At 46.6% G+C, this 13,741-nt stretch carries 10 protein-coding genes and 1 riboswitch; of the genes, 2 read left to right on the top strand and 8 right to left on the bottom strand.

Annotation, left to right across the window (positions count from 1 at the left end):
• Positions 1-158 precede the first annotated feature (158 nt).
• Both ACI4L0_RS08680 and ACI4L0_RS08685 read left to right on the top strand, forming a co-directional pair.
• On the top strand, positions 159-707 hold the full coding sequence (locus tag ACI4L0_RS08680) for a GNAT family N-acetyltransferase (protein ID WP_439799772.1): 549 nt from the start codon (positions 159-161) through the stop codon (positions 705-707).
• Between the two features lie 148 nt (positions 708-855).
• Positions 856-2,178: an MATE family efflux transporter gene (locus ACI4L0_RS08685; protein ID WP_439799773.1), complete on the top strand. Its 1,323-nt coding sequence runs from the start codon at positions 856-858 to the stop codon at positions 2,176-2,178.
• A 421-nt stretch (positions 2,179-2,599) separates the two neighbouring features.
• Here ACI4L0_RS08685 and ACI4L0_RS08690 read toward each other — a convergent pair whose 3' ends face one another.
• From ACI4L0_RS08690 to ACI4L0_RS08725, 8 genes are all read right to left on the bottom strand, one after another.
• Entirely contained in the window at positions 2,600-5,047 is a 2,448-nt protein-coding gene (locus ACI4L0_RS08690; RefSeq protein WP_439799774.1) for a glycogen/starch/alpha-glucan phosphorylase, read from the bottom strand.
• Positions 5,048-5,330: 283 nt separating this feature from the next.
• The gene (gene glgX, locus ACI4L0_RS08695) at positions 5,331-7,469 is read right to left on the bottom strand and encodes a glycogen debranching protein GlgX (RefSeq protein ID WP_439799775.1); all 2,139 of its coding nucleotides are present in this window, start codon (positions 7,467-7,469) and stop codon (positions 5,331-5,333) included.
• 20 nt (positions 7,470-7,489) lie between these two features.
• Positions 7,490-7,942: a hypothetical protein gene (locus ACI4L0_RS08700; RefSeq protein WP_439799776.1), complete on the bottom strand. Its 453-nt coding sequence runs from the start codon at positions 7,940-7,942 to the stop codon at positions 7,490-7,492.
• Positions 7,939-8,514 (bottom strand): RNA polymerase sigma factor, encoded by a 576-nt coding sequence (locus ACI4L0_RS08705; RefSeq protein ID WP_439799777.1) that lies wholly within the window; start codon positions 8,512-8,514, stop codon positions 7,939-7,941. The genes ACI4L0_RS08700 and ACI4L0_RS08705 overlap by 4 nt, the downstream gene beginning before the upstream one ends.
• 12 nt (positions 8,515-8,526) lie before the next feature.
• Positions 8,527-8,853, bottom strand: a complete 327-nt coding sequence (locus ACI4L0_RS08710) for a hypothetical protein (protein ID WP_439799778.1) — start codon at positions 8,851-8,853, stop codon at positions 8,527-8,529.
• 267 nt (positions 8,854-9,120) lie between these two features.
• Entirely contained in the window at positions 9,121-10,539 is a 1,419-nt protein-coding gene (locus ACI4L0_RS08715; RefSeq protein WP_439799779.1) for an alanine/glycine:cation symporter family protein, read from the bottom strand.
• Between the two features lie 72 nt (positions 10,540-10,611).
• Positions 10,612-10,708: riboswitch (glycine riboswitch) on the bottom strand.
• Positions 10,709-11,412: 704 nt separating this feature from the next.
• Positions 11,413-12,714 (bottom strand): hypothetical protein, encoded by a 1,302-nt coding sequence (locus ACI4L0_RS08720; RefSeq protein WP_439799780.1) that lies wholly within the window; start codon positions 12,712-12,714, stop codon positions 11,413-11,415.
• Positions 12,711-12,980 (bottom strand): hypothetical protein, encoded by a 270-nt coding sequence (locus tag ACI4L0_RS08725; protein ID WP_439799781.1) that lies wholly within the window; start codon positions 12,978-12,980, stop codon positions 12,711-12,713. Before ACI4L0_RS08725 ends, ACI4L0_RS08720 begins: the two co-directional genes overlap by 4 nt.
• Positions 12,981-13,741 lie beyond the last annotated feature (761 nt).

The following is a 13,741-nucleotide window of genomic DNA, read 5'->3' on the forward strand; positions in this document are numbered from 1 at the left end:
TGGCAAAAAGTGTTGGGACGGATCTTCGGCGGTTGCAGAAGAATTTAAAAGTCAGAAAAATTAAAAGAAGGATTTATTCAATTCTTCTACCCCATTCTTGCCTCTCTCTAAACAAACTCCCTATAGAACCCCACATCGCTTTCCTCTATAATACCACTATGATTTTTAGAAAAGCGGTGCAGTCAGATGCGAAGAGGTGTCTGGAAATTTATGATGCGGTGAGTGACTGGGAGGCGGCGAACGGAAAGCAGTGCTGCTGGGAAAAGGGATTTTATCCGACTATGGAAACTGTTGAGGCGGCGCTTTCTTTAGGGGAGCTTTATGTTCTTGAAGATGAGGAAGCCGGTCAAGCAGGTCAGATTGCCGCCTGCGGAATTATAAATCACAGTCAGCCGGAGTTTTATAAACTTTTTGACTGGGCTTTTGAGGCGGCACTTTCCGAAGTTCTGGTGCTTCATACTTTTGGCGTTGATCCTGCAATGCAGAGAAAAGGTTATGGCAGTGCGTTTATGTCTTTTTATGAAAAAATGGCTTATGACACCGGCTGTAAGACACTTCGCCTTGATACAGTAACATCAAATAAAAAATCTCAGGCTATGTATAAAAAACTCGGTTTCAAGACTTTGGGGCAATGGGAAGGCGATGTTAACGGACTTGGCTGGTCGCTTACTTTTGTTGCTCTGGAAAAAGTTTTGCGCGGTGAGTAATTGCCGGTTTTGAAATTGCCTTAAGAAAATTTTTTTCCTACTGTACTACGCTACCCATTTTGCGCTATACTACCTGTAGTGTGCTACAGGTAAAATCCTGCATCGTGCGGTTTTCCTGCGGTACGTCATTCTTTTGCGAGGTGATTTTATGCAGGAAAATTCTCTTGAAAAATATAATTCTATGAGCGTTCCGCGCGCGGTGATGTGCAATATTGTTCCGGCGATGCTTGCTATGCTGATGACGCTGATTTACAATCTTGCCGACACTTTTTTTATTGCGCAGACACACGATGCGCTTCAGGTGGCGGCGGTTTCCATTGCAACGCCTGTGTTCCTGATTTTTATGTCGGTCGGAAATGTTTTTGGTATCGGCGGAACGTCTGTCATTTCGCGCGCGCTCGGTGCAGGAAAAAAAGATTTTGCAAGAAAGACCTGTTCGTTCTGTATGTGGACAAGCGTTGCGTGCGGAGTTCTTCTTTCTGTGGCATTCATTTTGTTTATGAATCCGATTTTGCGTATGATTGGCGCAAGTGAAGAAACGCTTGCCTTTACGCGCTCGTACCTTACGATTGTTGCACTCGGCGGAACGTTCTCGCTCGTGGCTTCGGCGTATTCAAACATTCTGCGCGCGGAAGGAAAGGCGGCAAAGGCGATGACAGGGCAGATTTTGGGAAATCTTCTGAACATCGTTCTTGACCCGATTATGATTTTGCTTTTTGGCTGGAACATTGCAGGCGCGGCGATTGCAACTGTCATCGGAAATGTTGCGGCGGCGATGTTCTATATAATTCACTATGTTTCGGGGAAATCTTCTTTGAGCATAAGTCCTCGCGATTTTTCAGGTTCGGACGGAATTTGTACAGGCGTTCTTGCAATCGGAATTCCGGCTTCCCTTGCTTCTGTTTTGATGAGCGTTTCGCAGATTGTGATGAACTCACTGATGTCAGGCTACGGTGATATGGCGCTTGCAGGAATCGGCGTTGCAATGAAAGTTACGATGATTACGGGAATGATTGCGCTCGGTGTCGGTCAGGGAGTTCAGCCTCTTTTGGGATTTTGCATCGGAAACGGAAACAAAAAGCGGTTCGGCTCGATTATGAAATTTTCGCTTGCCGTCGCAACGTTCATCAGCACTCTTATGACTGTAGTGTGCTACGTTTTTGTAAACCAAATTGCAGGCGCGTTTCTCCAGCGCGGAGAGGCGTTTGATTTTTCAGTCCGCTTTGTAAAAATCCTTCTTTCTACAAGCTGTCTTTTCGGCGGTTTCTACGTTCTTGTAAATTCACTTCAGGCGATGGGCGCGGCAAAGGAATCGCTTGTAATCAATATGAGCCGTCAGGGACTTATCTACATTCCTTCGCTTTTTATTTTGAACGGACTTCTTGGAGTGACCGGGCTTGTCTGGGCTCAGCCTGTGGCGGACGTTCTTTCAACTGTGATTGCGGTCGTGCTTTACAAAAGGTTCAGGTGAATAAAATACTCTGCTCTCCCCTGCCTGATGACATTTTAAAGTTCCGCATTTTTCACTGCAAAAAAGAAATCGGGCAGCTGCGTTAAGCATAATACGGCTTTATTTTTTACCTACTGCTTTATTGATTCCAAAATACTTTGCTTAAGTTTTTCCTCATATTATTTTTGTTTTTTTTGATTCAATTCATCATTAAAGACTTTTTTTTACCCAGCTTTTTTTTCATAATAGCCGGAATGTCCACGGAAATCCGCCCCTACTGAAACTCTTCCGGCTCGTAAGTGTTTAGTTTCTGCAAGGCAGCCGGCGGCAATGATATGCGCGGTCTAATTTTCAGAAAAGGCAAAAAAAAACTCCGTGCAGAAAAACCACACGAAGCTAAAATTTCTAAAGCGAAGTTTTGCCAAACATTCTCAAAAGGAAATTACTTTACAGAAATTTTCTTAAGATGCCAAATATCCTTTACGTAATCTTCGATTGTGCGGTCGCTTGAGAACTTTCCGCTGTTTGCAATGTTCAGCAAAGTCTTTCTTGCCCAAGACTTCTTATCTGCATATTCAGCGGCAAGCTTTTCGTGCGCCTTAACATAGGAATCAAAGTCAGCAAGAATAAAATAAACATCCGGCTGCTGTCCTTCAACTCCATAGACAATCGAGTCATGAAGCTCCTTGAACAGAAGTCCGCTCGGGTCATAGGTTCCATCGATAAGCTGGTTTACAACCTTTGCAAGCGCAGGGTTTCTGTCAAGATACTTTGTAGGATTATATGAATGTTCCTGCTTCATCTTCACAATCTCATCAGCCTTAAGACCAAAGATAAATGCATTGTCCGCGCCGGCCTCTTCAACAATCTCGATGTTCGCGCCGTCCAAAGTTCCGATTGTGAGCGCGCCGTTCATCATAAATTTCATATTTGAAGTTCCAGAAGCCTCAAAGCCCGCTGTTGAAATCTGCTCGGAAACATCAGATGCAGGAATAATTTTTTCCGCAACGGAAACACGATAGTTTTCAACAAACACAACACGGAGCTTGCCGCGTACACGGCGGTCGTTGTTCACTCTTTCTGCAACAGTGTTGATGAGCTTTATAATAGACTTGGCGCGGCGGTAGCCAGAAGCTGCCTTTGCACCAAAAATAAATGTGCGTGCAGGCGGATTGTAGCTCGGATCTTCAACAATTCTGTTGTAAAGATACATGATGTGGAGCACATTCAAAAGCTGTCTTTTATATTCGTGCAGGCGCTTTACCTGTGTGTCAAAAATGCTTTCAGGATCAAGGAATTCATTCTGGCTGTGCTTCAGGTATTCAGCAAGTCTTTCCTTGTTGCGCCGCTTGATTCCAATAAGCTCCTCAAGAGAAGCATCATCGTCAGCGTATTTTTCAAGTCCCTTAAGAAGAGAAAGCTCCTTTTCCCAGCCGTGTCCGATTCTCTTTGTGATAAAATCAGAAAGCTCAGGGTTTGCAAACAAAAGCCATCTTCTCTGTGTAACGCCGTTTGTCTTGTTGTTGAATTTCTCAGGATAGATTTTGTACCAGTCCTTAAGCTCCTGCTCCTTGAGGATTTTTGTGTGCAGGGCGGCAACTCCGTTTACGCTGAAACCTGCGTGGATTGCAAGCCATGCCATGTAAACTTTTCCGTCATGGATGATTGCCATGTGGTTCTGCTTGTCGTAGTCGTTTGGAAATTTCTGGCGAAGCTCAATAACAAAGCGGCGGTTGATTTCTTCCACAATCTGGTAAATGCGCGGAAGAAGCTTCTGGAACACTTCGATTGTCCACTTTTCAAGAGCCTCTGACAGAATTGTATGGTTTGTGTAGGCAAATGTGCGCTGAACAACATTCCATGCATCATCCCAGCCCACATTGTATTCGTCAAGAAGAATTCTCATAAGCTCAGGAATTGCAACTACAGGGTGTGTGTCATTGAGCTGAATAACATGGTATTCCGGGAATTTTGAAAAGTCTGTTCCGAATGTATTCACATAGTGATGAACCAGATCCTGGAGTGAAGCTGAAGTGAAGAAATACTGCTGGCGGAGGCGAAGCTCTTTTCCCATCGGGCCGTTGTCGTTCGGATAAAGAACACGGCTGATATTTTCAGCATCATTCTGACGCTCAACAGCGCGGTGATACTGCATATCATTGAAAAGCTGAAGGTCAAAGCCATCAGGACTTGAAGCCTGCCAGAGGCGGAGTGTGTTCACTGTGTTTGAACCGTATGCAACAACCGGCATATCATAAGGTGTGGCTGTTACTTCCTCTGCGTTTTCAAGGTAGTATCTGTCCTGTCCGTCCGGAGTTTTTCCGTATTTTATCTGACCGCCGAATTTTACAGTCACAGACAAGTCGCTTCTTTTTACTTCCCACGGATCGCGGTGCTTGAGCCAGTTGTCAGGGAATTCAACCTGCTGTCCGTCTATGATATGCTGCTCGAACATTCCGTATTCATAGCGGATTCCGTAGCCGTGTCCCGGATACTCAAGAGTTGCAAGAGAGTCAAGGAAGCAAGCTGCGAGGCGGCCAAGGCCTCCGTTTCCAAGACCAGCATCAGGCTCTTCGTCTTCTATAAAATCATAGCTGATGTTCATGTCCTTGAGAACATCCTTCACCTGCTCCATGATGCCTGAATTTATAAGATTGTTTCCCAGCGCGCGTCCCATCAGGAATTCTGCGCTCAAATAATAAAGCTGCTTTGTAGGCTTAGCCTCATACTCCTTGCGGGTATTCATCCAGTTAGGCATAATGATTTCAAGCGCACTTGCACTTACTGCATCAAACAAGTCATGTTTATTGGCCTGAGAGATGTCCTTTCCATACTGGCGGCGCAGGCGGGCGGTAAGATTCTCCTTAAACTGCTCTGCATCAAATGTCATTTTATATTCCTCCAAATCAGCCCATTAAGCAAAAAAGCAAAACGGCATTTATTCAGGACAATGTCCCGTGACTGTACATCAGTACAATCGTTTATAAATAAAAACCTGCAAAAAACCGTTTTTCCGCAGATTTTCTCTACCCAAGGAAACACTGGACAATCCAGAAGCGGACAGTCCTGTGCTTGACACAATATCCTGAAATTCCTAAAAAAACTTCAGTCATCAGGAATTTTCCCTAGTATAATATGGAAACGTTTCCTTATTCAAGTTCCCACGCGTTTTTTTATTTAGCCACAAGAATCAGCATAGAAACAGCCGGAAGCACATACCTGTCCTGCGAAAGCAAAGGCTCTGCATTATCCACGGAAAGCAGCGACATCTCGTCCTCTATGGAAGTGTCGGCGAGGCGGTACCACTTGCGTGAATCCGTGATAGCAGGAATTCTGACCATCACATCCTGCCTGTCTGTGTTCGCCGCAATAAAAAAATCGTTGTCCGAAATTTTTTGCGCGCCGGTGTCAAATGTCCCCAGCAGCCTGAATGCCAAAAAGCGCGAAATCTTGCTCCAGTTCGGGTTGCTTCCGTCCGCCGCATACCACTGTATGTCCGGCTTTTTTCCGTCCACGCTGCCCTTGAAAAATTCAGTCCGCCTGAAAACAGAATGGGCTTTTCTGAGTGCAATAGCCTTGCGCACAAAGGAAACAAGCGAAGAATTCAGGCTGTAGTTTCCCCAGTCGAACCAGCTGATGTCGTTGTCCTGGCAGTATGCGTTATTGTTTCCCTGCTGTCCGCGGCGGAATTCATCTCCTCCAAGCAGCATAGGCGTTCCCTGCGAAATCATGATAGTGAGAATGTAGTTGCGCATCTGGCGGTTTCTGAGCTTTTCAATCACGGGGTTCATCGTGGGCCCTTCATAGCCGTGGTTATAGCTCCAGTTTGAATCAGTGCCGTCCCTGTTGCCCTCGCCGTTCTCATCATTGTGCTTGACGTTGTAGCTCACAAGGTCATTCATTGTAAAACCGTCATGGCAGCAGACATAATTTATACTGTGATACGGAGCGCGCCCGGAAAGAGCAAAAAGATCGCTCGAGCCGCTTATTCTGGTTGCCGCATTTGTGGAAACATATTCATCTCCGCGCCAGAATCTTCTTATGTCATCACGGAAGCGGTCGTTCCATTCAGCCCACCTTCCGCCCGGAAAGCCTCCAAGCTGATATGCTCCGCCCGCATCCCACGGCTCTGCGATGATTTTTGTCCGCCCCAGCACAGGATCTTCCGCGATTGCGTTCACCAGCGGAGGAAGCTTTAAAAGCTCGCCTTCCTGTCCGCGGCACAAAATGGATGCAAGGTCAAAGCGGAAACCGTCAATGTGATAGTTCAAGACCCAATAGCGCAGGCTGTCGATGATAAAGCTCTGCACAACCGGATGATTGCAGTTCACGGTATTTCCGCAGCCTGAAAAATTCATGTAGTATTCCCTGTGGCTTCCGACAAGCGTGTAATAAATGCTGTTCTCAAAGCCGCGGAAATTCAGGGCAACACCATGCTCGTTTCCTTCCGCGGTATGATTGTAAACAACATCAAGAATCACTTCGATTCCAGCCTTGTGAAGCTCCCTCACGAGCAGCTTGAATTCATTCACACAGCCGCCCGGAGTTTTGTCAGCCGCATAGGATGCCTTGGGCGAAAAAAAGTTGATTGTGCTGTAGCCCCAGTAATTTTTCATCCGCTCGCCGGTGCGCGGATTCACATTTGAATTTTCAAATTCATCGAATTCAAAAATCGGCATAAGCTCAACCGCAGTAATGCCAAGATCTTTAAGGTAGGGAATTTTTTCTATAAAGCCGGAATATGTTCCAGGACAGGAAACACAGGCATTCTTGCCGGCGGTAAAGCCCTTCAGGTGGACTTCATAAATCACGCTTTCTGAAAACGGTCTGTTTATCGGCCTGTCGCCCTGCCAGTCAAAACTGCTGTTGTCAACCACAACGCACTTTGGAAACACCTCCGCGCACATATTCTTTCCAAGCTCAATGTCGCTCTTATCAAGCGGCGCGGCATAGTCAGGCGGAAGATTATAGAAAACAGACACAGGAGTTACAGCCTTTGCATAAGGGTCAAAAAGCCGCTGCTTTGCGTTGAACCTATGTCCACGGGAAGGCTCAAACGGCCCGTCCACGCGGTACAGGTAAAGCGCGCCCGGAGAAATCCCCGGCACAAAGGCATGCCATATATCGCCGGTTCTATTCATTTCGGGGCTGAACTCAACCTGCGCATAAGGCGAGCTGTCCCCGCTGTCATGATAAAATTCCAAAAGCACCCGTGTGGCGTTTCTGCTGAACACTGAAAAATTAACACCGCCGTCAGCCGGTGTGGCGCCAAGCGGAAACGGGGTTCCGGGCAGACAGTTTATAGTTTCCATGGCATGATTATATCAATTTTTCATTGGATTTTCCACTTCTTAATAAAAAAATCCATATTTGCGCCGACAAAAACCGCACAGTACAAAATAATAGTAAACGCAAAGCAAAGCGAAAGAGGAACCGCAAACAGCGCAGAAGAAACAGCGGCGGCAAAAATTTCAAACAGTGCAACACAAATCACAAGGGCCGCCCCTGCAATCACCCAGTGCCGCATGGGAACACGCTCATGCTTCAAGCCGTACTGTCCGTATGCAGAATCAAGGCGGCGCATAATTCCAGCCACATCGTCCGAGTCGCAGGAAATACGGCTCAGGTTTTCCTTTGAGCATCTGCGCTCAAGCAGTGTGAAGCGCCTCACAAAATTCCGGCATTTTCCGCAGAACAAAAGATGCACGGTAAGACCGAGCGGAAGCCTTTCGTTCCTGTCGAGGGCTAAAAATCTGTCCATGTAACAAGCGCAGTCTTTTTTCATTTGTAATCCTCCAGCTTTTTTCCAAGAATTTTCTTAGCGCGGAAAATATGCGACTTTACAGTGTTCACGGGAATTCCTGTGGCAAAGGAAATTTCCTCGTGGCTCATTCCGCTGAAAAAGTACAGCCTCACGCACTCCGCATAGCGGACAGGCAGCACATCAAGCGAATCCTTCACGGCTTCGGCGGTCGCGGAAAAAATCAGCTCCTCTTCCGGCGTTTTCAGCGAGCCGGGAATCAGAGTTTCATCGGAAATAGAGTCAGTGTCCCTGGAACGCTCCCGCATATTCATCGCAGTGGTAAAAGCAATTCTTGTGAGCCATGTGGAAAAAAGACTGTCGCCCCTGAAAGTGGAAAGCTTTTCATAGGCCTTCATAAAAACAGTCTGCGTAAAATCCTCTGCGTCCGCGCGGTTCCGGAAGAATCTCATTCCCACTGCGAAAATCCGCCTGTAATAAAGTCCGGCCAGCTTTGAAAACGCACGCTGGGAGCCGTTCAGTGTTTCCCGGACGTAGCACATATCCCGTCTGCGGACAACAAACCGCTCCAGGGATGACGAAAGCTTCTGTTTCATCAGGCGCTCAGCCTACCCTGAAATCCTGTTGTAAACCAGAAGCATAAGCCCCACGGCAAATGGAATAAGCCCGCCCAGAAGCCCCCATGAAAGCGGCTTGAGCAGAATAAACATCACGGAAAGCACAATCCCCACGCCCACAAGGCAAAGACCCAGAAGCAGCGAAAAGCTCTTCATGTCAATCCGCGGAGGCTTGTACAGATCCCGCTGTATGAGCATGACATTTTCACGGTGCTTCCAAAGCAGGGCAAAGAAAATAACAGATGCCGCAAAGCAGATACCGACAACGGGAATGATAGAAACAATAACCTGCGCCGCAGGTGAAACAATCTGATCCATAAAAGCTCCTGTGCGGCTCCGCAAAAAAAAGGAAGCCGGCATTTAGGGCACATTCAAAAAATCCGCCCCTGGCAATTTTTGATTCGCCTACAGATTAAGACACAAAAGAAAGCGTAAAGTTGCAAAAAAAATTTTAAATGGAAAAAGAAAAAAAACAAACAGGACTTTAGGAACAGCGCAGAATTCCACGCCATTCCCAAAGCAAGTCCTGCGATTTTTAAACTTAAAGAATGTAGAGCAAGCCTTAAGTTTAAAACAGCTCAGCGGCTACAGCCTGGGTTTTCTTTCAAAGTAGGATTTTGTTTCCTTTGCCACAATTCCGCTCAGAACGATGAGCGAAACACAGTTCGGGATTGCCATGAGGCCGTTTGTGATGTCCGCGATTGTCCACACTGCGCTGATTGTCATGTAAGGGCCGACCGCAACTGCCAGTATGTAAAGCCAGCGGTAAATTTTTACGACAGTCATATTTCCGTTTGAAAGATACTCAAGGCACTTTTCAGAATAGTAGTCCCATCCAAGAATTGTAGTGAACGCAAAGAACACAAGGCAGAGCATAAGAAGGAACTGCACGGAATGTTGGTCGCCGCCCAGAACCGCAGAAAAAGCCCTTGATGTAAGGGCAGCTCCGGAAGCTCCTGAATTCCACACATCTCCGCCTGCTATGATGATTGAAAGACCTGTCATTGTGCAGATGATAAGCGTATCAATAATTGTTCCCGTCATGTTGACAAGCCCCTGCTCAACAGGCTCCTCTGTCTGAACCGCTGAAGCTGCAATCGGCGCAGAGCCAAGTCCGGCTTCGTTGCTGAAAATACCGCGGGCAATACCCTTCTGCATCGCCATCTTGATGATTGTTCCGGCCGCCGCTCCTGCAAGAGCGCGCACTCCTGTGTCAACGCCAAACGCGCCTTTAAAGATGAGCGCAAACGCACCCGGAATTTTTGTGGCATTCATAATCAGGACTGAAAGCCCGAGGAACACATAGATAATTGCCATTGCAGGAACAACTTTTTCCGCGACTTTCGCAATTCTCCTGAGTCCGCCGATAAGAACAAGCGCAACGGCAACAGTGATCACAGCTCCGCCGATTACAGTAGCCCATGAATATGCGTTTTCGCCGATTGTGAACGCAACCGCCGCCTTGTCAGGGTCGAACGCATTCTGAACCGCGCCGCAGATTCCATTCACCTGTGTGAAAGTTCCGATTCCGAACAGCCCTACAAGAGTTCCGAAAACCGCAAAGAGAACAGCAAGCCACTTCCAGTTTTTTCCCATTCCCTTTTCTATTGTATAGAACGGCCCGCCGAGAATGTGCCCGTCTGCCTTTACTTCGCGGTACTTGATTGAAAGCATGCACTCCGCATATTTTGTAGCAGTTCCAAGAATCGCCGCAAACCACATCCAGAAAAGCGCGCCCGGGCCGCCTGCAAGAATCGCCGTTGAAACACCGACTATGTTTCCTGTTCCGATTGTGGCAGAGAGGGCTGTGCAAAGAGCCGCAAAGCCAGAAAGCTCTCCGTGGCCTTGGTTTTCCTTGAAAATGCCCTTGAAGGCGCGGATGAATTTGGTGAACTGGATTCCGCGTGTGGCGACTGTCATTACAAGCCCAGTTACAAGAATGAGAACGATGGTTGGAATTCCCCATACAACATCGTCGATTTTGTTAAGGATTTCTTCAAACATAAAGTTGTCCTTGTGAAAAAAAATAAGAGCCTGACGGATTGTCAAGGCTCTCCAAAGAGTGTGTGTTGAAAAGATAAGCTTTCTGTCCACTTTGCCTGAGATATCGGCTCTAATAGCCTTAACCCTTCGGCGTCCCGTCGGCATGCGGGAACTCTCCAGAGAATCAAAAAAGCAACAACGCCGCTTGATTGACAAAAAAAACTACCATGTTTTTTTAAATTAATCAACAACCCTCAAACTTCCACTGTCATGCCAAACTTCCACTGTCATTCCGAACTTGTTTCGGAATCCGTGTACTGTGCACAGTACAGATGCTGAAACGAGTTCAGCATGACATGGTTAACGTCATTCCGAACTTGTTTCGGAATCTGTGCACCGCCCAGTACAGATGCTGAAACGAGTTCAGCATGACAAGGCTTGCAAATGCCGCATGACAAGGGGCACTTCATGCCAAATTGGCACTGTCATGCCAAACTTCCACTGTCATTCCGAACTTGTTTCGGAATCCGTGCACTGCACAACACAGATGCTGAAACGAGTTCAGCATGACAAGGTTAACGTCATTCCGAACTTGTTTCGGAATCTGTTTACTGCCCCAACACAGATGCTGAAACGAGTTCAGCATGACAAGGTTAACGTCATGCCAGACTTCCATGTCATTCCGAACTTGTTTCGGAATCCGTGTAGTGTGCACAGTACAGATGCTGAAACGAGTTCAGCATGACACTGTTTTTATACCGCATGACAGGGCTACAAATGCCGCATGACAGGTTCTGACGTTTTTTTTTATGCCGCATGAGTGGTATGGTAAAAAAAAAGGAACGGGGCTTGTTTGGCAAGGCTCGTTCCTTTTTATGGCATTATAAAAAGCTCTTATTTTTCATCTTCTACGGTAGCAGTTCCGTCGTCAACAAGAATAAGAGTGCTGGTTGCGCCTATTGTACTTGAGAAATTCACCTCAGTAAATTTCAATTCGGTGCGATATTCCTTTGAGGAGCTTATGGCAAAGTCACGCAGGTTTACGGTAAGCACCCTGTTGTGATTAAAAAGCTTTCCATTCAATGATTTATCAGCATCGGGCATGACTATATTAAAGCCGCAGTCGGCAATGGCAATCTCCTTGGGCTTTATTGCGACAAACCTGCGCGGACCGTAGAACTTAGAGCCGCTCTCTGTATACTGCGGAATATAGGCTGTCTTTGACTTCAATGTATATGTTTCACCATTAGTAGTAAACACAGCATTTCCAACGGGGCTTATTGTGCGCGAGTTTTCCGTCCAGCCGAGGGAATCCACCACCTCAAAGCCGGATGAAGTGCTTTCTATCTTTAAAAGCGCGCCGCGGCTGTAATAGGTGTTGTTTTCCTCGATATTATAGTATATATTGCCGTCGATATTCTCGCTCTCATCATCGCCCACGTTTGAAATCAGAACATACACAGTGCCGTCGTAGTGAATGTATATGTCCGTGATTTCCCCCGAAAATCCCATCTGCTCCACTGACTTTGCAGAGCCAACCAGAGACACGATGCTAGTGTCATCAATCGTAATAATTGCGCGCTGAAGGTAGTGATGATTGTCGATGTCGTCCGCATAGGCAAAATACAGGACATTGCCTTGTATAGCAAAAGACAGCCCCGTCTTGTCAGTAAAGTCAAGAAGTCCTATTCCACCGCCGGCCCAATTACGATCTGTGGAGGATTGCAGCTCTGCAAATTTACTATAACCAAGTGTTGTTCCTGTTTCAGCAACATTTTCAAAAAGAGCCCACGTTGAATTGGTTGTAGCATCGTAGTAGAGGCAATCGTTAAAATAAGTGGTAGCAGCGCCAAAGAAATTAAAAATCCTAGATTCTTCAGAATAAAGCTCATAACTGCTATTCATATAATAGACATTTCCATATAAGTCCTCCACCATTGAAACATACGGCGGTAACGAGTCATAACTCAACCCAGAAAAGCTATTCAAGTCTTTTATCGGTGCATATTGATAAACAGAAGTCATACCCGAAGGTGCCTTACGCCACAGAAGATAATATTCTGAGTCCATTATACTGTCGGCAAGCAGGATGAGCGCAATGGAACATTCGGATGTTTCGCCGGACTTTACTATTACTGAAACGCTTTTGCGTGCAAGAACAAGGCCTTCGGTATCCCACCATGCTTCAACTTTCACAGTGTATTCGCCCGGGGTAAGATCCTCAAATACAATGTCCGCCCCCCCGGCACGGCAGTTTTTGTGGCAAGCACATCGCCGTCTGAAATCAGATACACAATGTAGCTTTCAGCGTTGTCCTTGCTGAGTGTGTACATTCCGCGCGCACCGCTCCCCGGAACCGCAACACGCACAGCTCCGTCAGAGCCTCCCGAGCCTCCCGTGTGCATGCAGGAAACAAACATGGCAAGCGGCGCAAAAAGCAACGCCAATAAAATCCTTCTCATAATAAACTCCAAAAAAAAATCGCTATACAACTCAAGTGTTCAAGACAGTTTTAGCACCGCGCTTTCAGACCGAAACCGCAGCAATCTTTATTTAAATTATATGAAAAAACCGCACAAATTCAAGTTTAACTGAAAAAAAATCATAATCCCCCTCGTCATGCGGCATTTGAGAACCTGTCATGCGGCATAAAAAAAATGTCATGCTGTCCAAAAAGCATTGTCATGCTGAACTCGTTTCAGCATCTGTGCTGGGCACACTACACGGATTCCGAAACAAGTTCGGAATGACAGTGTAAAGTTGGAATGACAGTGCCACCTCCTCGTCATGCGGCATTTGAGAACCTGTCATGCCGAACTCGTTTCAGCATCTGTGCTGGGCACAGTACACAGATTCCGAAACAAGTTCGGAATGACGTGGAACTGTGGCATGACAGTGCCCTCTTTGTCATGCTGAACTCGTTTCAGCATCTATGTTGGGCACTACACAGATTCCGAAACAAGTTCGGAATGACGTGGAACTTTGGCATGACAGTGCCCCCCTTTTGTCATGCTGAACTCGTTTCAGCATCTGTGCTGGGTACAGCACACAGATTCCGAAACAAGTTCGGAATGACAGTGCAACTGTGGCATGACAGTGCACCCGTCATGCGGCATTTGCCCCTCTGTCATGCTGAACTCGTTTCAGCATCTATGTTGTGCACAGTGCACAGATTCCGAAACAAGTTCGGAATGACAGTGTAAAGTTTGCGGAGCGGACAGTT

Origin of the sequence: Treponema sp. (assembly GCF_051883275.1) — a bacterium.
Taxonomy (GTDB): domain Bacteria; phylum Spirochaetota; class Spirochaetia; order Treponematales; family Treponemataceae; genus Treponema_D.

Coding starts and splice junctions, on each gene's coding strand:
- ACI4L0_RS08680 (WP_439799772.1), top strand. CDS start 159: ATGATTTTTAGAAAAGCGGTGCAGTCAGATGCGAAGAGGTGTCTGGAA.
- ACI4L0_RS08685 (WP_439799773.1), top strand. CDS start 856: ATGCAGGAAAATTCTCTTGAAAAATATAATTCTATGAGCGTTCCGCGC.
- ACI4L0_RS08690 (WP_439799774.1), bottom strand. CDS start 5,047: ATGACATTTGATGCAGAGCAGTTTAAGGAGAATCTTACCGCCCGCCTG.
- glgX (WP_439799775.1), bottom strand. CDS start 7,469: ATGGAAACTATAAACTGTCTGCCCGGAACCCCGTTTCCGCTTGGCGCC.
- ACI4L0_RS08700 (WP_439799776.1), bottom strand. CDS start 7,942: ATGAAAAAAGACTGCGCTTGTTACATGGACAGATTTTTAGCCCTCGAC.
- ACI4L0_RS08705 (WP_439799777.1), bottom strand. CDS start 8,514: ATGAAACAGAAGCTTTCGTCATCCCTGGAGCGGTTTGTTGTCCGCAGA.
- ACI4L0_RS08710 (WP_439799778.1), bottom strand. CDS start 8,853: ATGGATCAGATTGTTTCACCTGCGGCGCAGGTTATTGTTTCTATCATT.
- ACI4L0_RS08715 (WP_439799779.1), bottom strand. CDS start 10,539: ATGTTTGAAGAAATCCTTAACAAAATCGACGATGTTGTATGGGGAATT.
- ACI4L0_RS08725 (WP_439799781.1), bottom strand. CDS start 12,980: ATGAGAAGGATTTTATTGGCGTTGCTTTTTGCGCCGCTTGCCATGTTT.